The following is a 19,489-nucleotide window of genomic DNA, read 5'->3' on the forward strand; positions in this document are numbered from 1 at the left end:
ATGCCCAGATCTTCACCGACTGAGGTTCGTACTGAAAGCGTCAAAAAGCACGTGGCGGCCATCCACACGAGCGGCGAACTTTCGCTGCTGGAGCGCAAGCTGTCCAACGTGCTGCTACTGCATTCATACGACAACCTTCTGAACACGAGAACCCACCGTCTACCGGTGCGGACGCTCATGCTCGTGCTTGGCTGGACCGAAAGCGAAAACACCGAAAAGCTTCGAGAAGCGCTCAAGCAGCTTGCCACCACGGCCGTCGAGTTCAACGTCATGGACGACGGCCGGGAACGGTGGAGCGTTATGCCGATTCTGTCGTTTGCGGAGATTCGCGCGGGCGTCTGCTCATATCGCTACGACGAGGCGCTGGCGGAAAAGCTTTTCGATCCGTCGATTTACGCGACCGTCAATCTCGGCGTGCAGCGCAAATTTTCGAAGTCGCATGCGTTGACGCTTTACGAAAACTGCCTGCGTTTTCAGAAGGTTGGCTCGACCGGCTGGATCGAACTACCCGTCCTTCGGAAACTGCTGGGTGCGACCCAGGAGTATTACGACGATTTTCGCCGACTGAACAGCAAGGTGATTCAGAAGGCCGTGAAGGAGATCAACGACGTCTCAGACATTAACGTCGACGTCGAATATCAGCGCCTCGGAAGGTCAGTGACGGGTGTGAAGTTTCTTATCCGGCAAGGCGCGCAGCAGTCGCTTCTTACGCCTGAGACAGAAGACGAGTTCGCGCACGTGCGTGACAGCGAAATCTATCGGAAGCTTCGGGCTCACGGGATTGGCGACAAGCTGGCGCTCAGTTTCGTCATCGAGGACGAGGAGCGGGCCCGTCTGGTTGTGCAGTTGGCGGAAGAGAAAGACCGCAAAGGTCAGATTAAGCGTTCTACAGCCGGCTTTATTCGCACGCTGATCGAAAATAAGGCAGATGTTTCTGAGCCGGAATACGAAAAAGAAAAGCGAGAAAAGGCTCAGAAGCAGGCGGCGGCAGCGCGCACGCGCACGCTCGACGCCCGCATGCAGGAATTGCGGATCGACTTCGATCGCCTCCAGTGCGCCTCGGCCGTCAAGGTGCTGACGCAGGATGAGAAGCGCGCGTTTGCCCGACAGTTCGTCGAAGGCGACGGAGCGAAGTATGCGCGTGAGTTCCGCCCGGATAGCCCGGGACTCTTTTCCGGCTCTGTGGGACGTGTGAATTTCGCGTCGTGGCTGAGAAACCGCGTGCGTCCGGAATTCGACGCGACAAAGTTCGACGGTTGGCTTTCTGAGAATCACCAGGAAGTTTCGTTGCAACGGAATTCATAAAAATAGCGATTTTCCGTTGAGTGGATGGCTTTCTGTCGAGCCATCTGATATAAGCTGACTGCATCGTCTTTTGCGGATCAGCTAATGAACATCACTATTCAAGACATCGTCGATCAGGCCGCTCGCGCGACTGACATCGTCTCGCAGGTTCGGGGTCGCATGCTGGCCCCGAACGCACGCAAAAACCCTCCCGTTTTTAACGCTTCACAACTCGCTGCGCTGTGTGAAGTCGACAAGAGTCAAATCACTTATCGCACGTCGAAGGGGGACCTTCCCCCGGGCACCGTCAATGCAACGGGCTCGCGGCGCGAATTCTCCTTGGTGGAAGCCCGCGAATGGGTACGCGCCTACCGCGGCAACGCGCTGCGGCCGGCGAAGGCGCCGGCCATGACAGTCGCCATCGGTAACTTCAAGGGCGGCGTCAGTAAGACCACGACGGCGATGACGCTCGCGCAGGGCTTGAGTCTGCGCGGTCATCGTGTGCTCGTGATCGACACCGATCCGCAGGGTTCGCTGACGACGCTGTTCGGCATTCTTCCCGATACCGAAGTCGAGGAAGATTCGACGATCACGGCCTTGGCGACGGGCGATCAAACGAGCATCGAATACGCGATCCGCGAGACCTATTGGGATGGCATCGATCTCGTGCCCGCGTCGTCGTCGCTCTTCAACGTGGAATTCATCTTGCCAAGCCGGCAGATGAAGGAACCGGACTTCGAATTCTGGAACGTGTTGAATACGAGCCTCGAGCAGGCGCGCAGCAACTATGACGTGATCATCATCGACACGCCGCCGGCGCTGAGCTACGGCACCGTCAACGCATTCATGGCCGCCGATGGCCTGATCGTTCCGACGCCGCCGAATGCACTCGACTTCGCCAGCTCTGCGCAATTCTGGACACTCTTTAGCGATCTCGCGTCGAACCTGACGGCAGAAACGAACACAGACAAATCGTTCGAGTTTATCCACGTGCTGCTTTCGCGCGTGGACCCTGCCGATGCAGCCGCGGGTGTCGTGCGGGAATGGATCTCGGCGACGTATGCGGAGAAGGTTCTGCCCGTCGAGATTCCGAAGACCGCGGTGACGGCGGCAAGCTCGGCTGAGTTCGGCACCGTGTACGACATTTCCCGATACGACGGCAACGCGAAAACGTACCGAAGGGCGCGCGAAGCCTATGACCGTGTGACGGAAATCGTCGAGCAATCCATTGTGGCCTTCTGGGCGAAGTCAGAATAAAGGGAGGAGTAAATGTCGATCAAGGACAGGCTTGCGAAGAAGACGGGGGACTTGATGGTTCCTGCCCCGTCCCAGGAGGCGGGAAGGAATGCATCACCGCGTACGGCGCCGGGGCAGATGCTGGCGTTTCGCAGCGCGATGCGGGAGAGCTCTGATCGGGTCTCGCAGCTGGAAGCCCAGCTCAAGGAGTACGACGGCGCCGTTGCAATCCGCGCACTCGATCCGAAGACGATTCAGGCGTCGAAATGGGCGAACCGCCAGGATTTCGGCGATGAGAGTTTTGCCGAACTCAAGTCGCTGATCGCGGAGGCGGGCGGCAATACGCAACCGATCAAGGTACGTCCTTCGAGCGACGGTGAAGGATACGAGATTGTGTTCGGGCATCGCCGTCATCGCGCGTGTCTGGAACTCGATTTGCCGGTGAACGCGATTGTCGATGGCGAGATCACTGAGCAAGGCCAGTTTGTTCAGATGGATCAGGAGAACCGCGCGCGGAAGAACCTGAGTCCGTGGGAACAGGGCGTCTGGTACAAGCGTGCGCTCGACGACAAGTTGTGGCCTTCGCAAAACGCGATGGCGAAGGCGTGTGGTCTGTCGCAGGGGAATATCTCTAGCGCGCTTCTCGTGGCCGAGCTTCCGGCCGAGGTGGTTGGCGCGTTTCCGTCGCCCCACGATATCCAGTTTCAGGCTGCGCGGAAGTTGTCGGTCGCGCTCAAGAAAGCAGCCGATGAGATCGTGCAGCGGGCGGTAGAGCTTGTCGAGGATTCGTCGCGGACGGCTCCTGAGGTGCTTTCTGCGTTGCTGGCGGCGGCTCGTCCTGCGGCTCCTGTTCGAAAGGAAGAGGAGGTTGGGATCGAGCGAAAGGGTGAACTGCTGGTGATTCGTCTGCGTGCTAGCGGTGTGCCGCAAGATCGCGTCGAAGAGTTGCGGCAGTTGATTACCGGGTTCCTTGAGGACGTGCAGTCGTCGGCTGATTGAGGTTTTGGCGGGGTGCCTGGCTGATCGGCGGTGGCACCTGGCCTGATGTGGTTTGTTTGTGTTTCAGTAGTTGAATGCCTTTCCCTAGCGGGGTTTGTTTTTGATGACGCCGCTTCTCTTTTCGGTCGTTCGACCGGTCTCTTCATCACTCTCCGCGATTTGGTCCAGCACTGCGTTTCCGCTGGCTGGTGTGCTTTGGCGTGGCGTTGCTCGTGAGGGGCTTTACGCTACGACGATTCTTCGCGCGGCGCTTGTGGGCGGGATTTCCTTGATCGGGCCCGTGACGTCGTGTGCGCGGTGGGCCCTCGGCCTGATGTGGCTTGTTTGTGTTTCGGTAGCTGGATGCCTTTCCCTAGCGGCGTTCATTTTTGGTGACGCCGCTTCTCTTCTCGGTCGTTCGACCTCTCTTCCTCACTCGCCGCGATTTGGTCCAGCACGGCGCCGCCGGCCGGCGTGCTTTGGCGTTGCGTTGCTCGTGGGGGCGTTGCGCTACGACGATTCTTCGCTCGGCGCTTGTGGGTGGGATTTCCTTGATCGGGGCCGTGACGTCGTGTGCGCGGTGGGCCCCCCGGCCTGATGTGGCTTGTTTTGTTTCGGTAGTTGAATGCTTTCCCCTTGCGGCGTTTGTTTTGGTGACGCCGCTTTTCTTCTCGGTCGTTCGACGTCTCTTCCTCACTCTCCGCGATTTGGTCCAGCACGGCGCTTCCGCCAGTTGGGGTACTTCGGCGCGGCGTTGCTGGTGGGTGGTGCTTCAGACTCTGGCGATGGTTCGCGGCTCTTTGGGGTGGGATTTCGTTGGTCGGGCCCGTCGCGTCGTGTGTGCGTGTTGCGTCGCGGAGGGCCCGGCGAGCGCGCTTGCTGGTTCGCTTGTTTAGGGGCTTCGCGGGGAAATGCTTCGTAGATGTTTGGGAGAGTGTCGGGGTATTTACGGTAAATAAGGCTGCGGACGTGGCCGAGTGTGCGCAGAAGGTGCGATCTCCTGCGGCTTTGCATTGGGAAAAATGCACGAGGAATTCGCCTCGATTGAAAGTCCGACGTGAACGCTAAGTCGGGCGGGCATAGGGCTATTTACCGTAAATAACCTGCGCTAGTTGGCGCCGTGCACTAGTCATCGCGTCCCAGAGATATTTACCGTAAATAGCTGCCCTACGGGCGCGTCCGTGAAAATGACAAATGGACTTCGACCGAATCCCGGTGTGGTGCGCTGATACGCCGTGGCGAGCTGCCGTGTTCTGAGAGGAACGAGCGCGTCAGATACTGGAAGCTCGTCTGGTCATGAAAGACGGCTCGTGTTTGCTGCTCGAAGGCGCGCGGGTCGCCGTGAAGGTCGACTGCCAGTGCACTTCGCCGCACGATATCCGCAGGGCAGATTGTGTAGATGAGACGCCAACGTAGGCCAATCGCGATCGATCAAAAATGACGCTTTCCGATTCTGGGGAATATGGTCAGCGGTCGAACTTCTCCCTCGAGACCCGGCGCGAGAAGTCACACCTCAGGAGTGGACCATGCGCTATCAGTCCACATGCCACGTACACAGAGCGTTAATCGTCTCCGATAAATTAAGATCGGACCATAAGCTGGAAGGCGTCGAACACTCAGCCGTAGTCTTCGAAGGCACGGTCAGCCGCGCTGTCGTCGGCGAACTGACGGCGTGGGCTCCGGTGATACTGCGGTCCTTCGTTTGTCACATGTCACATCAACGGCCGCGGTCGTGCGGCGACCGAAGGCACTTTCGTCGAACCACCTCTACGTTCTGCCCACGGCATTGATGGGCACGCGGTGGGTGCGGTTGCGGATGACATGGGACGACGATTGAGCCGATGCAGGGATTCCGACGAGAACCCACTTTCCAGGTTCGGCGCCCGTCGGGGATTTCCATGGCCGAGGCAAGATCATTTGCGATAACGGCCGCAGCCAGACCTCCGGAGCGAATTAGGCTCTGGCGCCGCACACGTTGCAGCGACAGCGACAGCGACAGCGACAGCGACAGCGACAGCGACAGCGACAGCGACAGCGACAGCGACAGCGACAGCGACAGCGACAGCGACAGCGACAGCGACAGCGACAGCGACAGCGACAGCGACAGCGACAGCGACAGCGACAGCGACAGCGACAGCGACAGCGACAGCGACAGCGACAGCGACAGCGACAGCGACAGCGACAGCGACAGCGACAGCGACAGCGACAGCGACAGCGACAGCGACAGCGACAGCGACAGCGACAGCGACAGCGACAGCGACAGCGACAGCGACAGCGACAGCGACAGCGACAGCGACAGCGACAGCGACAGCGACAGCGACAGCGACAGCGACAGCGACAGCGACAGCGACAGCGACAGCGACAGCGACAGCGACAGCGACAGCGACAGCGACAGCGACAGCGACAGCGACAGCGACAGCGACAGCGACAGCGACAGCAGGGGCAGGGGCAGGGGCAGGGGCAGGGGCAGGGGCGAATATCCGCAAGATAGATGCGAGTACCAGAGCGCTCGACCACTCGCCGTCCTCTACCCGCCAACGAGACCCTCTGAGACCTACTGGCGCGCGAATGCAGACACAGCGCTGCCTGCCCGCAAGCCTGGCTTCGGCGGCGTCACCAACCCGTACGGTGCGGCCCTATCTCGAAATTAATAAGCTTTACTGATTGATCATTCGCAGCGACGCAACGGTGGACGACCCTAAAGCAACCAGCCTGTCTCCACTACAGAATGCGGCCCACAGGCCGCCCGCGACTCCCAGGAGATAGCAGAGCAGCAGACCAAAGCTCAAACCCGCCTACAGCCCCAAAACGGCCCCAAATTCGCCGCTACGCGCAAAAAGTATTTCCCAGCAAAGACTTGCAGCCGAAACCGTGAAACAACCTTAAGAAAACCAAGCAGATCAAGAAACCTTTATAATGCAATGAGTTAGCTGATCATTCGCCGAATGTTCCACGCTTCTACATGCTTCAAGCGAGATATTTCGCGCCAAACACCGGTTTCGTTGATTTTCTAAACGAAAATGATCAATCCGTATCATTCGATACGTAGTCTGTCGTATTCAATACAGCGGAAGCTCGCTCGGCCAGCAAGCAGGCATAAAGATCCAAAAGCCGCGCTCAAGCGCTAACGCAAAAGCATCAACCGAGGCACCGCATCGCCTCCAGCCCAAACGATCGCATTCTGCCCAAACCGCACGCCAAGCTCCTTAGCTTCTTCAACAGACACCCCCAGCACAAGAAAACTAGCTTCACCGGTCCAATCATTGGAAGGGTGCTGGCCGACGCCCTCGATAAACGTCAACCCACGCCGCATCAGTTCGAGGGCGAGCGTCTCCTGCCTCTCAGCATTCGCTGCATCGTCGAGCGGTTCGCTGAAAGGATTGCACGCCGTGACAAACGCGCTGCTCTCCACGCCGTTCAAACGGTGAATCGCAGCTAGCGTCGCATTACCTTCGCCGATCTTCAGCAAGGCCGGCGTGGAACCGTGAACCTGATAGTGCGTCTCCAGATAAGCCTGGATCGTCGCGCGGGGAATCTGTGATTCGGAAAACAAAAAACCCTCCAGCTGCGGGAGGGTCGACGCGTCACCCTTTGGTTGCTCTGCTGAGCCACATCCGCTTTCGCGATCCACCTTGCCGGGGCGGGCAGGTTGGCATGGGCGTCGACCCAATTCAAGATGAACCGGCAGTAGAGCATGGTGGCCAATTCAGCGTCAAGGCGGCAGACTCCGCTTCTGCACACCTGCATACGACAACCGGTTGCTCGCCGAAAATCGCACCCGTATCGTTCGCATGAACCGAGCACGGTGCGACTCACGGTGCGACTGACCGCACGCGAGCCAAACGCATCGCAGGAACACCCCGTGCATCCCGAACGCGAATCGAACCGACACGAACCTACTCAATGAACAAGGAAGTCGAACTCAAACGAGCCAAGCGTCGTGCGACGCTCCTGCTGCTGATCGCCACCGGCATCTTCATCGCGACGGCCTTCATGCAACGCAGCCTGTGGGTCGACGGTATCAAGGCGGTTGCGGAAGCCGCGATGGTCGGCGCGCTCGCCGACTGGTTCGCTGTCGTCGCGCTGTTCCGCCGCGTGCCGATTCCCGGCGTCGCCGCGCACACCGCGATCATCCCGCAGAACAAGGACAAGATCGCCGACAATCTCGCGCTGTTCGTGCGCGAGAAGTTTCTCGACGATTCGTCGATAGTCGGCCTGATCCGCAAGCACGATCCCGCGCAAAGCGTCACGAACTGGCTGTGCGTCGAAGAGAATACGCAGCGCCTGGGCGGCTATGTGGTCAAGCTGACGAGCGGCATCCTCGAATTGCTGGACGACGCGCGCATCCAGACCTTCATCAAGGACGCGCTGGACGCGATGCTCGACAAGATCGACCTGTCGAAAGCGACGGGCGCGATCCTCGACACGTTGACGCGCGACGGCCGTCACCAGCAATTGCTCGACGAAGGCATCGAGCATCTGATGGCATTGCTGCGCGAACCGGGCGTCCGCGAATTCATCGCTGAGCAGATCGTCGACTGGCTCAAGCGCGAATACCCGACGCTGCAGAAACTCATGCCGTCCGAATGGCTTGGCGAGAGCGGCGCGAACGTCGTCGCGGATACCGTGAACAACATGCTGTTGCGCGTGAGCGAGGACCCCGATCACAAGCTGCGCCACAAGTTCGACGAAGCGACCGCGCGTCTCATCGTCAAGCTGAAGTCCGATCCCGCATTTCTGCAGAAGGGCGAAGAGATCAAGCGCTACGTGAAAGAAAGCGAGAATCTCGCGCTATACGTGAAAGATCTGTGGAGCCAGTTGCGCGACTGGTTGCGGCGCGATCTCGAGCGCGACGATTCCGTGCTGCACGCGAAGGTGGCCGCGATGGGGCAATGGGTCGGACGCGAACTGGCGCGGGACGAATCGCTGCGCCGCTCGCTGAACGATCATATGGAAGAAGCGGCGCGCGCGATGGCGCCGGATTTTGCAGGCTATCTGACGCGCCATATCAGCGACACGGTCAAGAACTGGGATTCGCGCGACATGTCGCGGCAGATCGAATTGAACATCGGCAAAGACCTGCAATACATCCGCATCAACGGGACGTTGGTTGGCGGATGCATCGGCCTGCTGCTTTATGGAAGCTCGCAGATTTTCGCGCTCGTGCGGCTACACCTCTGGTAACGCGGCACGAACACGGACACGCTTATTGCGTGGCCGTCGGCTTTTTCTGCTGGGCGCATTCCTGCGTGAAAAGCATGCTCGCCTGGTCCGGCGTCATGGCCTCGCCGCTGTAAATCCTGTCGATGACGGCCGTGACCGCCTGACGATCCGATGCATCCTTGTAGTAAGTCTGCGCCTGCGTCAAAGCCTGCTGCTTCGTTTTCTTGTGACGGCGCCAGGACGCCACTTGGCCCGCGATATCGCCGATCGCGAAGCACTGGTCGGCGACCGTCTGCGCGAACGTCGGCGCCGACGGTTGCGCGAGGCAGACGGCGAGCGCCGCCGCGGCTACTGCTCGTTTCATTTCCGGTTCCTGTTGTCAGATGGGCGATAGTATAAAGACGGGCGCAGCCGACACCCAGCCTCGCGCTCACGCCCACCCGCTCATATCAACGCCACGCGCACCTGCAGGACGCCAATGCCGCTCAACCCTTCATCGCCGCTCGCCCGACTGCTCAACGGTCCGATCCATCCCGGCAAGGTTGTCTGGATCGGCTTGCGGCCGCGGCGAAAAGTCGCGATGTCGGTGGTGGAGACGGCGCAGATCGACGCCGACGCGGGGCTTGTCGGCGATCACTACGCGAGCCGTGCCGGCGCGCGTCAGGTGACGCTGATTCAGGCTGAAAGCCTGCGCAGCATCGCAAGTCATCTGGGGCGCAGCGACGTTGCCGCAATCGACGTGCGCCGCAACATCGTGACGCAAGGCATCAATCTGATGGCGCTGAAAGACCGGCAATTTCGCATCGGCGATGCCGTGCTGCAAACGACGGGCGAATGTCACCCGTGTTCGCGTATGGAAGAATTGCTGGGCGTGGGCGGATACAACGCCGTGCGCGGCTTCGGCGGCATTACGGCGCGCGTCGTGAAAGGCGGCACGATCGGGATCGGCGACGTGATCGAAGCGCTGCCCGTCGTGGACTAGCGCGTTCGATATCGTCAAACGCGACGTGCAGAGGCGCAATGCGCCAACGCACGTCACGCATCGGCTTACTTCTTCGCGACTTCGAAGAGATTCCGGAATTGCCCGTAACCTTCTTCTTCCAGCCGCGAGACGGGAATGAAGCGCAGCGACGCCGAGTTGATGCAATACCGGAGCCCGCCCGTTTCGCGCGGTCCGTCAGGAAACACGTGACCAAGGTGACTATCACCATGTTTCGAGCGCACTTCGGTTCGGATCATGCCGTGGCTCATGTCGCGCAGCTCGACGACGTGCTCGTCCTCGAGGGGTTTCGTAAAGCTCGGCCAGCCGCAACCGCTGTCGAACTTGTCCATCGACGTGAAAAGCGGCTCTCCGGAAACCACGTCGACATACAAGCCGGCTTCCTTGCTGTCCCAGAACTCATTGTAGAAGGGGCGTTCCGTCCCGCTTTCCTGCGTCACGCGACGCTGTTCGGCGGTCAGTCGGGCCACTGCTTCCGGTGTTTTTTCGTACGCGGGCATGTGTGAATCTCTCCTTGATAGGCGCGGCGAGCGCTGACGCTTGCCACACGAGTCTGACGGCCCGTTTTCCAGCGTTGCCGGTGACGGGCACTCGTATATATGGGCACTGTGGATACGCACAAGCATACGCAAATGTCCCGCAGCTTGCATGGCGCGCGCCAGGCGCGCCACTGGCGCGTGCGCTGCCATTGATGCATTTGCTGAATCATTCGTGGACGCTTGCGAATGGCCAGCGAGCAAGACGACAATAGGCGCGCTTCAGGAACAATGCCGCCGACCCACCGCCCTATATGGGCACCGACGATGAAGAAAACAACTTCCACCACGAAGCCCGCTGCAAAAAAGGCGCACGCCGCTGCGAAGAAAGCGGCGCGTCCGAAGAAGCCGCAACCGCTCGACGCGATCATTGGCCCTGACGGTCTCGCCCGTCCGCCGTGGGCATCCGTCGATCCGCTGCTCAAGGATTACTACGACACCGAATGGGGTATGCCCGTGCGCGACGAGCGAGGCCTGTTCGAACGCTTGAGCCTGGAGGCGTTTCAGTCGGGACTGTCGTGGGCGACCATCTTGCGAAAGCGCGACGCGTTCCGCGAGGCGTTCGCCAACTTCGATCCGGACGTGGTCGCAACGTTCGACGAAAAGGACATCGAACGCCTGTTGGCCGATGAGCGCATCGTTCGCAACCGGGCAAAGATTCTTGCGACGATCGCCAACGCTGCCGCGACGATCCGCTTGCGCGAAGCGGGCGGCCTCGCCGCGCTGATCTGGTCGTTCCAACCGCACACGACACCCGCGCCGCGAACGATCGCCGAGATTCCGACCACGTCGGCTGAATCCCTTGCGTTGAGCAAGGCGTTGCGCAAGCGCGGCTTCGTATTCGTCGGACCGACGACGATGCATGCGCTGATGGAAGCAACGGGCATCGTGGACACGCATCTCGTCGATAGTCATCGCCGTGGCACTTCGGGCGTGTGGCCGCGGGAGTGACCAACGCGCCGGCGTGCGGCGGGGCTCAGCTACTTCGCCGCGCAGCCATGAACGCCTCGACATAGCTCAGCGCCTGTTCACACTGATCGGGCGAAAGCATGTGGATCGAATTGGGCAGTGGATCGAAACCTAGTTCGGTCGCAACCCAGCGGATCGCTTTCGAGCGTGCTTCGAAAGCATTGACGCCGTCGCGCCGCACCTTGCCGGCGACGAGCGGTTCGAGCGCGTCGTGCAAGCGGCTTTTCGCGTCGCGCAGTGCGGCGTCGGCGAGGCGTCCGAGCGGCACATGCCGCGTGCTGCGCGCATGAATGCCGATCCACGCCTGACATGGCGTGCAGACCCAGACGGGACCGTGATCGTCGCGATACGGATAGCTCTCTTCGCCTGCGCGCGCGAGCACGGCTTTCGCGCCGCAGTAATCGCACAGGGGCTGCGGCAGCGCCTTGACGGGTTTGCCTACGCGCATCGCTGCGCCTCGGCCGGTTTCAGTTGCTTCATACAGCGCTCGACAGTGGGTGGCTTTCCCAACGATACCAAATGGCCGCTTTCCGCACGAGAGGCAACGCTTGCGTGCGGTGTTATCGGCGTTTGAGCTAGCGGGGAAGCAACCGTCCCTTCGCTACGGCGCGCGGACACCGTCAGGCGCCGACGATGCCGGCGGCGGAAACGTTGTCGCTGGTGTGCCAAGGCGTCCTGGCGGCGACGCGTCTTGTCGCTTGTGCGGCGCCATCGTCCGAAGCAGCACGACATCGCGCTCCGGCTCCGGCATCGCGATGATCGCGTGCAAGGTCACTCTCGTCGTCCAGCACACATCGGACGGTGTCGCGAGCGTCGGGTTGGACGCATAGAACGTGAAGCGCTCGATATTCACCTGATCGCCGCGCAGCTCGGCGATCAGTGTCCGCGTGAGTTGACGCTCGGCCGCCGCATACTGCTGCGGTGTCGGCGCGGGCAAGGGCGCATTCGACGCATCGTTGACCAGCACCTTGTAGAGCAGCCCGAAATACTGATCGACGTCCGTATCCGGCATGTCGCGCAGCGAGACGCGGTTCATCACCGCGCGCATATCGTGGAGACCGAAGCAGTTGACGGGCACCAGCTCGTCGAGGAACTTGGTCAACAGCTTCACGTACTGAAGACGGTCGGAAGGCGTGAGATGCGCAAGACCGTTCGACATGAATTCTTCGCGCGCTCTGGAGTCGAGAAAGATCTCCCCGACGTGCCGCGCGCCACCGTGAGCGTCCGACGCGATGACGGGGTCGTGCTGGATCTTCTCCACCCACGCGAGAATGATGCGCGCCTTGTTCGAATCTGGATCGATGCCGTGGTTGCGCAAGAGCTGATCGAGGTCGCGCTGTCCGTATTCCGCCGTGCCCGCGATCGGGCCGGGCGCGACAGGCTGCGGGGCGGAATCCGGGTCGTGACGGATCGCCGCGCTGACCAGGGTCGCGGCCGTCAACGCAGCGATCAGTGCGAGGAGAAAAGCTGACCGTCTCATCGGGATGACAGGGTTGCGAATCGATTGCGCCTGTCGTGATTGACGGAAAACGGGAAAATGCGACTTGTCGCTACGTGGCGCCGACTCAATATGATGTTAGGACATCCCTGCGTGCCCTGATGCAAATAGTCGGCGTATGTGCCGCCAACATACGCATCGTCGATGCAATGAAGACGCGATGTTAAGAAGCGGTTGCGTAATGCTAGTGACGCTACGCGTGGGCGGGATGCGTGACGACGAAGATCGTCACGCCCCGGCCCACGCATTCGAGTCAGGCAATCACAAAAGCATCACTTTCCGGCTCCGGCATTGAGCGGCGTCGCCAGGGCGCGCGCATTGTCGGCCGTCATCTTCGCGCCGCTCGCCCGATAACCATTCGAATAGAGCAGGAACGCCATGATGTCCGCGTAATCCTGATCCTTCATCTTGCCTGGTTTGTCAGCGGGCATGTTCGTCGACATGTATGTGAACACGCCGCCAATCGTCAGATGCGCATTCGATGCCGGCGCGAACGCCGGCCCTTGCAGCGCGGGCGCTGTCACGCCCTGCAACTGCGCGCCGTGGCATTTCGCGCATGCCGCCGAATAGAGCGTCTTGCCGTGTGTCGCTTGCGCCTGATCGAATGAGGGCGTTCCGCCCGCCGCGTCGGCGGCGATCTTCACGAAGCCGCCCGCGCTGTCTGCGTTCGCCGACGCCAGCAGCGCGCGTTGTGCGGCAGCGTGCGATGCGGAAGGACCGTCGCGAAAGCGCGCAGTGTCGTCGCGCGCGGTTGCGTCGAGCGCGTGCGCGGGCATCGCCCAGTCGTGCGTCAAGCCAGCGAGCCGCCCACTGCCCGACATCTTGTCGAGCGCCGCATCGATCCGCTCGCGCAGCGCCACCGTGCGCGGCCCGAATGCGAACACGAGTTGCCAGTCCGCATAGGGCGAACGCGCGGCGGCGACAGTGAAGCGCTGTTGCGGATGCGCAAGACGATACGCGACGACAGCCGGATACCAGACGATCGCGCGCTGCGCCTGTCCCTTCGCGACGGCTTCGACGGTCAACGCCGACGTGTTCTCCAGATCGAGCGTGACGCTCGGCTGCTGCACGGCAATCAGTTGCGCGGGACTCGCATACGTCGCCGCGACCGTGTTCTTCGCCGCGCCTTGCGGATTGGCGTCGGGCGCTTCGATGCTCACATAGCCCGCGCGCAGGTAGCCGTGCGAGAACTGCAGCTTGCTGCTAGAAGCATCGGCCACATTCGAGCGCGGAAAGCCCGCGATCACGTCGCAGTCGCGCGCGAGCGTCTTGTCGAGCTCTCCGAGCGAGACGCCGTCGTCGTCGCCTTCGCCGATGCCGTGCCTGACGATCGTCGCGGCGATGCCTGCCTGCGCAAACGCATCGCGCGCCACGGCTTCGTCCAGCGCCGCAGACGGACTGCCGGGAAACGTGCAAACCTTCACAGCCGCCATCGAATGAATCGACGTGAGCGCGAGACAGGCAGCGAGCACGCTTGCTGCCGGAATACGATTGAGAGAGTGGTTCATGTCTGGACGTCCGGAAAGATCACGAGTGGTTGAGCGCGAACACGTACAGCGTTCCGCCGCGCGGCACCTTGTCGGCGGCCTTGGCCATCGGGCCGCCCCAGATCGGATTTGCGCCGCCGTAGCCGGCCAGCACCGCGACATATTCCTTGCCGTCGATCTCGAACACGGACGGCTGCGCAATGATGCCGCTCGCGAGTTTCGGGCTTTGCCACAGCACTTTGCCGCTCGTGACGTCGAACGCGTAGAGATGCCCATCGAGCGAGCCGCTGAACGCGAGGCCGCTCGCCGTGGTGGCCACGCCGCCGTTCCACGGCAGCTTGCTCCAGTGGCTCCAGAGCTTCTTGCCCGTATTCACGTCGATGGCCTGCAATTCACCGTATCCCTTGCTGCCCGGCTCGGGCTTGATCTCGAAGCTTTCGCCGAGGTACGGCAAGCCCTCCATGTACGTCACCGACTTGCCGGACAGCGACATGCACGCATGCAGCGTCGGGATGACCGCGATGTGCTTGTCCGCGTCGTAGGAAACCGACCACCAGTTCTTGCCGCCGAGGAAGCTCGGGCAGGTTTCAATCGTCGTTCCCGTTTTCGGATACTTCGATTCGTCCTGCACGGGTTTGCCGTCGGCGGTGTAGCCCGTAACCGAGGTCGCCTTCACGAACGGGCGCGCGTAGATCAGCTTGCCGTTGCTGCGATCGATTGCATGGAAGTAGCCGTTGCGGTCGGCATGGATGATCGCGTCATAGTCCTTGCCTTCGTACTTGATGTTGGCGAGCACGGGGGTGTTGACGCCGTCGTAGTCCCACGTGTCGTGACGCGTGTACTGGTAGTGCCATTTGAGGTTGCCCGTTTTCGGATCAAGCGCGAGCAGCGAGTCCGAATAGAGGTTGTCGCCCGGGCGAAGATCCGCGAGCCACGGCCCTGGATTGCCGACGCCCCAATAAAGCGTCTTGCTGCTGGGATCAAACGTGCCCGTCAGCCATGCGGGCGCGCCGCCATGCTCCTGTGTGCCGTCGGGCCACGTGTTGCCGCCCGGCTCCTTTGCGCCGGGCACGGTGTAGCGTTTCCACTGCACGTTGCCGTTCTCGGGATCGAGCGCCGCGATGAACCCGCGCGCGCCATACTCACCGCCCGAGCTGCCCACCACGATCGAGCCGTCGAGCGCCAGCGGCGCGAGCGAGAATGCATAGCCGGTGGCCGGCTCGAACATCGATTTCTTCCACACCAGCGCGCCCGTTTGCGCATCGAGCGCGGCCACTTCGCCATTGAGCATCGCGACATACACGTTCTTGCCATACAGCGCGACGCCCCGGTTCACGACATCGCAACACGCGTTCTTGAACGCTTCCGCGCCGAGCTTCGGTTCGTACTTCCATAACTGCTTGCCGGTGGCGGCATCGAATGCATAGACGTTGTCCTTGGGCGTCGTCACGAACAGGTAGCGGCCGTTGATGATGGGCGTCGCTTCGAAGCCCTGCTGAAGCTCCGCAGGAAACTTGTAGGCCCATGTCTGCTTCAGGTTCTTCACGTTCGACGTGTCGATCTGCTTGAGCGGCGAATGCGCCTGGCCGTTATACGTGCGGTAGTACGTGAGCCAGCCTGGATCGCTTTGCGCCGACGTGAGCCGCTCGTAGGTCACGGCGGGATAGTCGGCCGCGGCGGCTACCGTTGCGGGCCTCAGACTGATTGCCGCCACGACGCCCGCGACGAGCATCGCGAGCCGTGTGGCCGAAGCCTGACTTGTCTTCATCGTTGTCTCCTATCCAACATCGTTGTGGGTGAGTTATCGTGCGACGCCTGTCAGCAAAGCATCGTTGGCTTGCATGGCGGCTGCGCGGTCGTAAAGGCAAGTCGCATGCCATTGGTTGGCTATCCTTGCTAACCGGCGCGGAGTATGTCGGTGTGAGCAGGCGTCCGTTTAACACCCATCGGAAAGCGCCACGCGACGTGTTGCATCGTGGAGCAAGGGACAACTCACCTGTTGCCGCATGTGACAGCACACCTGTGTCGTGTGCCCGTTGCGCACGATGAATGCCGCGTTCTCGATGGCATGCTTCTCGCACGCTGCATGTCGACGAAGAGCGGTGGTGACATATCGTGCCGCCGCGTCGTATCGTCAAACAGCGGGTGCAACGTCATGAACAGTTTGCGGGCGATGGTCGAGCGATGGCTGGCGCATATGCCGCCGTCCACAGTCAGCTTTGCCAGATTCGGATGCGACAGCAGCGGGCGGCGCTGTCATGTGCGTGTCCACGTGCATCGTCCCGAAGGCGATGTCGCGATTCATTTCTTTCGACATTGCGACGGCATGTGGCGTGTGTTTCCGCCCGCTAGCGCGCCGATTGTGATGGGGTATCCGCGGATGTCTCGTTCCAGACCGACGACGTGAAGCGGTAGTTGTCGGCGGCAAGCCGCCATTCCGTGTGCGACTTGTGCAGAATCAGTATCCACATGGCGACGGATAGCAACGCCAGCACGCCGAGCGCACCACCGACGATCAGAAACATCATCAGGTCGGACATGAGGCTGCCCTCAGGTTCATCCGTGGTTGCGCGCGCATGTCAATCGAGCCAGCCGCGTTGCCGCGCATGATCGATGAACTGATACACATCCGTCGCGAGGCCGGACGCATTGAAGAGCGCTTCGAGCTCGCCGATGATGTCGTCGAGATCGCGCGTGCCGTCGCAGCGCGAGAGAATTTCGCCTGCACTCGGATTGAGTTTCACCAGGCCTTCCGGATACAGCAGGACATACGCGTCCTGGACTGGCTCCCATTGCAGCAGGAAAAGATCACGCAGCCTCGGGCGCTCGCTCGCACCGGTGTTCGCTGGCATCGGCATCATGGCGTCAGGTCTTGTTCAATGGCGTCGGGCGCCTGTCACGAAGCGGACTAAGCCGTTCGTGAAGGCGGTCGAAGCGCCGCACGCGACGCGCGGCGGCGCATCGGCGCAACGTCAGCGGTTGGCGATATACATCGTGATCTCAAAGCCGAAACGCAGATCCGTGTAGGCGGGCGTAGTCCATTGCATGGCTGTCTCCTTGATGGGTTTGACGAAGAACCGCGGTTGAACTGCGGTCGGGGCTGTTGAACGCAAGCTCCATGCCGAAGGGCGTTCGCGCGATGTGCGAGAGATTCTCAGTGAACACGCTGTCCACATTCGGAGCACAGGTGTTGCAAAAATCAACAGCCTGCAACAGCGGACGACCGTGCTAGTTCTCGCTCGCTCCGCTGTTTCGCGGATCGGCGGCGCACAGAGAGGGCATCTTGCGATAGACGGTGTTGCGCGAAATGCCGAGAGCGCGCGCCGCCGCCGACACGTTGCCGTTATGCCGCGCGACAGCCGCCGCAATCGCGGAGGCCTGCACGTCCTGCATCCGCGCGTCGTGCAGCGGCAATGGGTAGTCTGCCGCGCGCGCCGCCAGTGCTGAACTGCTGCGCAGATCGTCGAAGAAATCGTCGGGCAGATGCTCACGGCGGATTTGCCCATCGTCGTCGACCATCGCGGCTGCCGTGCGCAGCAGATTGCCGAGTTGCCGGAAATTGCCCGGCCACGCGCATTGCTCGAACAGCGTCTTCACGTCGTCCGCGACGCTGAGCGGCGCGCCTGCGATTTCGTCGGACGGTACCGATTGCAGCATCCGCTCGATGACGATTGCGAGATCGGTGCGTTCGCGCAATGGCGGCAGTCTGACGACGAGACCGTTCAAACGGTAATACAGGTCCTCGCGGAACCGGTTCTGCACGATCATTTCGCGCAGATTGCGGTGCGTCGCGCAGATGATCGCGATGTCGACGGGAATCGACTTGCTGGAGCCGAGGGGATCGACGACGCGTTCCTGCAACACGCGCAGCAGCCTCACCTGTAACGGATACGGCATGTCGCCGATCTCGTCGAGAAACAGCGTGCCGCCGTTGGCCTGCAGCAGTTTGCCGATCGCGCCTTTGCGCCGCGCGCCCGTAAATGCGCCGTCTTCGTAGCCGAAAAGCTCCGACTCGATCAGGTTTTCGGGTATCGATGCGCAGTTGACCGCGACGAACGGGCCCGCGCGGCGCGGTGAATCGTTATGGATGGCCTGCGCGAGCAGTTCCTTGCCGGTGCCCGTCTCGCCCGTGATCAGGATGGGGATGTCCTTGCCGAGCACCTTGCGCACCTTCGCGACGACGGCGCAAATCTGCGGGTCGCCCGTGTCGAGCGAGTCGAGCCGCGACGGCGCGTTGGCGGGCGAGGCGGCTTTTGTTAGCGGCGCGCGCGCAGCGGCGGGCCGCGCGTTGGCGGCAGCGTCGGCGGGCCATGAAGTCTCGCTGCCGAGCGTCGGGCGGCGAAACTCGACGTTCGCGCACACGACCGTGCCGTTACTCAGATCGAGCGTAATGTGATGGCCCTGGCTCGCGCGCAGGCGGTCGATCAGCTGCGGCGTGGTCAGCCCGAACAGCGACGACAGCGTATGCGCGCGCATCGCCGCGAGCGGCAGCCCGACCTGGAACTGCGCGCTGCGATTCGCGGACAGAAAGCGCCCGTCACACGTGAAGGCCATGATGCCTTCCATCAACGTGCCCAGAAATTCGGGCCGGCCATGAAACGCGATTTGCAGCGTGTTGCGGAAGGTGTTCGCGAACAGATGGTTTTCGATCATCTGCACGGACATCTTCGCGAGCGCCATCGTGTGCTGATGGTAGCCGCGATGGTCGCCCGTCACGTCGAGCACGCCGACCAGATCGCCGTACGGATCGAGGATCGGCACGCTGGAACAGGTCAGGAAGCGGTTAGCGGCGAGATAGTGCTGATCGCCGTGCACGACGGTCGCCGTGCGCTCGGCGATGGCCGTGCCGATCGCATTCGTGCCTTGCCGTTCCTCGGCCCAGTTGGCGCCAGCCATGAGCGCGACTTTCTCGGCGCGCTGCAGAAAATCGTCGTCGCCGATCGAATGGAGAATCAGCCCTTGCGCATCGGTGAGCACGATCATGCTTTGCGTGTTCGCGATCTGCTCGCGCAGCGTTTCCATGACGGGCGTGGCGTGCGCGCACAGCACGAGATTCTGTTCGAGCTTCATGCGCAATTCGCCGTGCGTCAGCACATCGTAGTCGGGACGCATCGCCGCGCTTAGCCCGAACGTTTCCGACCTCTCGTGCGCTTTCTGGATCGACGGGGTGAGCCAGCCGCTCTCCCGGCCTGTCAGTGATCCGGTTGTCTTCGCATCGTCGCGCATCTCTCCTCCTGTATCGTGCCTGTCGTGGTGCAGGCATCGCGGGAGTTAAAAGCAAGACGCGCGCCATTCGATGCTGTTAGCCGGACGAAAGGATGGGTTGCGGACGAAGCGG

At 61.5% G+C, this 19,489-nt stretch carries 18 protein-coding genes and 1 riboswitch; of the genes, 7 read left to right on the top strand and 11 right to left on the bottom strand.

Annotation, left to right across the window (positions count from 1 at the left end; translation table 11 throughout):
• The 4 genes from C2L64_RS33150 to C2L64_RS54565 all read left to right on the top strand — a co-directional run bounded on the left by C2L64_RS33150 (position 1) and on the right by C2L64_RS54565 (position 6,149).
• Positions 1-1,305, top strand: coding sequence for a replication initiation protein (locus C2L64_RS33150; RefSeq protein ID WP_007738300.1), 1,305 nt, complete (start codon positions 1-3; stop codon positions 1,303-1,305).
• A gap of 84 nt (positions 1,306-1,389) precedes the next feature.
• Entirely contained in the window at positions 1,390-2,541 is a 1,152-nt protein-coding gene (locus C2L64_RS33155; protein ID WP_007738302.1) for a ParA family protein, read from the top strand.
• Between the two features lie 12 nt (positions 2,542-2,553).
• Positions 2,554-3,519, top strand: a complete 966-nt coding sequence (locus tag C2L64_RS33160; RefSeq protein ID WP_039902975.1) for a ParB/RepB/Spo0J family partition protein — start codon at positions 2,554-2,556, stop codon at positions 3,517-3,519.
• 1,820 nt (positions 3,520-5,339) lie between these two features.
• Positions 5,340-6,149 (top strand): hypothetical protein, encoded by an 810-nt coding sequence (locus C2L64_RS54565; protein ID WP_208648313.1) that lies wholly within the window; start codon positions 5,340-5,342, stop codon positions 6,147-6,149.
• A gap of 473 nt (positions 6,150-6,622) precedes the next feature.
• On the opposite strand, the gene C2L64_RS33170 is transcribed toward C2L64_RS54565, so the two are convergent.
• Positions 6,623-7,051 carry a DUF3293 domain-containing protein gene (locus C2L64_RS33170; RefSeq protein WP_007580340.1) on the bottom strand — a complete coding sequence of 143 codons (429 nt, stop codon included), beginning with the start codon at positions 7,049-7,051 and terminating at the stop codon, positions 6,623-6,625.
• A gap of 28 nt (positions 7,052-7,079) precedes the next feature.
• Positions 7,080-7,183: riboswitch (SAM-I-IV-variant riboswitch) on the bottom strand.
• A 218-nt stretch (positions 7,184-7,401) separates the two neighbouring features.
• Between C2L64_RS33170 and C2L64_RS33175 the strand changes: the two genes are divergently transcribed.
• On the top strand, positions 7,402-8,682 hold the full coding sequence (locus tag C2L64_RS33175) for a DUF445 domain-containing protein (RefSeq protein ID WP_007580338.1): 1,281 nt from the start codon (positions 7,402-7,404) through the stop codon (positions 8,680-8,682).
• 22 nt (positions 8,683-8,704) lie between these two features.
• On the opposite strand, the gene C2L64_RS33180 is transcribed toward C2L64_RS33175, so the two are convergent.
• Positions 8,705-9,025, bottom strand: a complete 321-nt coding sequence (locus C2L64_RS33180) for a hypothetical protein (RefSeq protein WP_007580336.1) — start codon at positions 9,023-9,025, stop codon at positions 8,705-8,707.
• Positions 9,026-9,139: 114 nt separating this feature from the next.
• Here C2L64_RS33180 and C2L64_RS33185 point away from each other — a divergent pair, with 114 nt between their 5' ends.
• Complete coding sequence (locus C2L64_RS33185; RefSeq protein ID WP_007580334.1) at positions 9,140-9,643, top strand: MOSC domain-containing protein; 504 nt, start codon at positions 9,140-9,142, stop codon at positions 9,641-9,643.
• Between the two features lie 65 nt (positions 9,644-9,708).
• Here the strand turns inward: C2L64_RS33185 and msrB are convergent, their stop codons facing one another.
• Positions 9,709-10,350: a peptide-methionine (R)-S-oxide reductase MsrB gene (msrB, locus tag C2L64_RS33190; RefSeq protein WP_436195134.1), complete on the bottom strand. Its 642-nt coding sequence runs from the start codon at positions 10,348-10,350 to the stop codon at positions 9,709-9,711.
• Between the two features lie 114 nt (positions 10,351-10,464).
• Here msrB and C2L64_RS33195 point away from each other — a divergent pair, with 114 nt between their 5' ends.
• On the top strand, positions 10,465-11,148 hold the full coding sequence (locus C2L64_RS33195; RefSeq protein WP_007580331.1) for a DNA-3-methyladenine glycosylase I: 684 nt from the start codon (positions 10,465-10,467) through the stop codon (positions 11,146-11,148).
• Between the two features lie 25 nt (positions 11,149-11,173).
• Here the strand turns inward: C2L64_RS33195 and C2L64_RS33200 are convergent, their stop codons facing one another.
• From C2L64_RS33200 to C2L64_RS33240, 8 genes are all read right to left on the bottom strand, one after another.
• Complete coding sequence (locus C2L64_RS33200; protein WP_007580329.1) at positions 11,174-11,614, bottom strand: zinc-finger-containing protein; 441 nt, start codon at positions 11,612-11,614, stop codon at positions 11,174-11,176.
• 153 nt (positions 11,615-11,767) lie between these two features.
• Positions 11,768-12,646: a hypothetical protein gene (locus C2L64_RS33205; protein ID WP_007580327.1), complete on the bottom strand. Its 879-nt coding sequence runs from the start codon at positions 12,644-12,646 to the stop codon at positions 11,768-11,770.
• A gap of 290 nt (positions 12,647-12,936) precedes the next feature.
• Positions 12,937-14,172 carry a c-type cytochrome gene (locus C2L64_RS33210; RefSeq protein ID WP_007580325.1) on the bottom strand — a complete coding sequence of 412 codons (1,236 nt, stop codon included), beginning with the start codon at positions 14,170-14,172 and terminating at the stop codon, positions 12,937-12,939.
• A gap of 19 nt (positions 14,173-14,191) precedes the next feature.
• Positions 14,192-15,919 carry a methanol/ethanol family PQQ-dependent dehydrogenase gene (locus C2L64_RS33215; protein ID WP_007580323.1) on the bottom strand — a complete coding sequence of 576 codons (1,728 nt, stop codon included), beginning with the start codon at positions 15,917-15,919 and terminating at the stop codon, positions 14,192-14,194.
• Between the two features lie 580 nt (positions 15,920-16,499).
• Positions 16,500-16,691 carry a hypothetical protein gene (locus C2L64_RS33225; protein WP_007580319.1) on the bottom strand — a complete coding sequence of 64 codons (192 nt, stop codon included), beginning with the start codon at positions 16,689-16,691 and terminating at the stop codon, positions 16,500-16,502.
• A 39-nt stretch (positions 16,692-16,730) separates the two neighbouring features.
• Positions 16,731-17,012: a pyrroloquinoline quinone biosynthesis peptide chaperone PqqD gene (gene pqqD, locus C2L64_RS33230; RefSeq protein ID WP_007580317.1), complete on the bottom strand. Its 282-nt coding sequence runs from the start codon at positions 17,010-17,012 to the stop codon at positions 16,731-16,733.
• Between the two features lie 111 nt (positions 17,013-17,123).
• Entirely contained in the window at positions 17,124-17,198 is a 75-nt protein-coding gene (pqqA, locus tag C2L64_RS33235) for a pyrroloquinoline quinone precursor peptide PqqA (RefSeq protein ID WP_006410019.1), read from the bottom strand.
• A 181-nt stretch (positions 17,199-17,379) separates the two neighbouring features.
• Positions 17,380-19,377, bottom strand: coding sequence for a sigma-54-dependent Fis family transcriptional regulator (locus C2L64_RS33240; RefSeq protein WP_007580310.1), 1,998 nt, complete (start codon positions 19,375-19,377; stop codon positions 17,380-17,382).
• Between the last annotated feature and the right edge of the window lie 112 nt (positions 19,378-19,489).

The organism is Paraburkholderia hospita, from assembly GCF_002902965.1.
Classification (GTDB): domain Bacteria; phylum Pseudomonadota; class Gammaproteobacteria; order Burkholderiales; family Burkholderiaceae; genus Paraburkholderia; species Paraburkholderia hospita.

Bases quoted from the DNA above. Each gene is read 5' to 3' on its own strand.
- C2L64_RS33150 (WP_007738300.1), top strand. From the start codon at position 1: ATGCCCAGATCTTCACCGACTGAGGTTCGTACTGAAAGCGTCAAAAAG.
- C2L64_RS33155 (WP_007738302.1), top strand. From the start codon at position 1,390: ATGAACATCACTATTCAAGACATCGTCGATCAGGCCGCTCGCGCGACT.
- C2L64_RS33160 (WP_039902975.1), top strand. From the start codon at position 2,554: ATGTCGATCAAGGACAGGCTTGCGAAGAAGACGGGGGACTTGATGGTT.
- C2L64_RS54565 (WP_208648313.1), top strand. From the start codon at position 5,340: ATGCAGGGATTCCGACGAGAACCCACTTTCCAGGTTCGGCGCCCGTCG.
- C2L64_RS33175 (WP_007580338.1), top strand. From the start codon at position 7,402: ATGAACAAGGAAGTCGAACTCAAACGAGCCAAGCGTCGTGCGACGCTC.
- C2L64_RS33180 (WP_007580336.1), bottom strand. From the start codon at position 9,025: ATGAAACGAGCAGTAGCCGCGGCGGCGCTCGCCGTCTGCCTCGCGCAA.
- C2L64_RS33185 (WP_007580334.1), top strand. From the start codon at position 9,140: ATGCCGCTCAACCCTTCATCGCCGCTCGCCCGACTGCTCAACGGTCCG.
- msrB (WP_436195134.1), bottom strand. From the start codon at position 10,350: ATGGCAGCGCACGCGCCAGTGGCGCGCCTGGCGCGCGCCATGCAAGCT.
- C2L64_RS33195 (WP_007580331.1), top strand. From the start codon at position 10,465: ATGAAGAAAACAACTTCCACCACGAAGCCCGCTGCAAAAAAGGCGCAC.
- C2L64_RS33200 (WP_007580329.1), bottom strand. From the start codon at position 11,614: ATGCGCGTAGGCAAACCCGTCAAGGCGCTGCCGCAGCCCCTGTGCGAT.
- C2L64_RS33205 (WP_007580327.1), bottom strand. From the start codon at position 12,646: ATGAGACGGTCAGCTTTTCTCCTCGCACTGATCGCTGCGTTGACGGCC.
- C2L64_RS33210 (WP_007580325.1), bottom strand. From the start codon at position 14,172: ATGAACCACTCTCTCAATCGTATTCCGGCAGCAAGCGTGCTCGCTGCC.
- C2L64_RS33215 (WP_007580323.1), bottom strand. From the start codon at position 15,919: ATGAAGACAAGTCAGGCTTCGGCCACACGGCTCGCGATGCTCGTCGCG.
- C2L64_RS33225 (WP_007580319.1), bottom strand. From the start codon at position 16,691: ATGTCCGACCTGATGATGTTTCTGATCGTCGGTGGTGCGCTCGGCGTG.
- pqqD (WP_007580317.1), bottom strand. From the start codon at position 17,012: ATGATGCCGATGCCAGCGAACACCGGTGCGAGCGAGCGCCCGAGGCTG.
- C2L64_RS33240 (WP_007580310.1), bottom strand. From the start codon at position 19,377: ATGCGCGACGATGCGAAGACAACCGGATCACTGACAGGCCGGGAGAGC.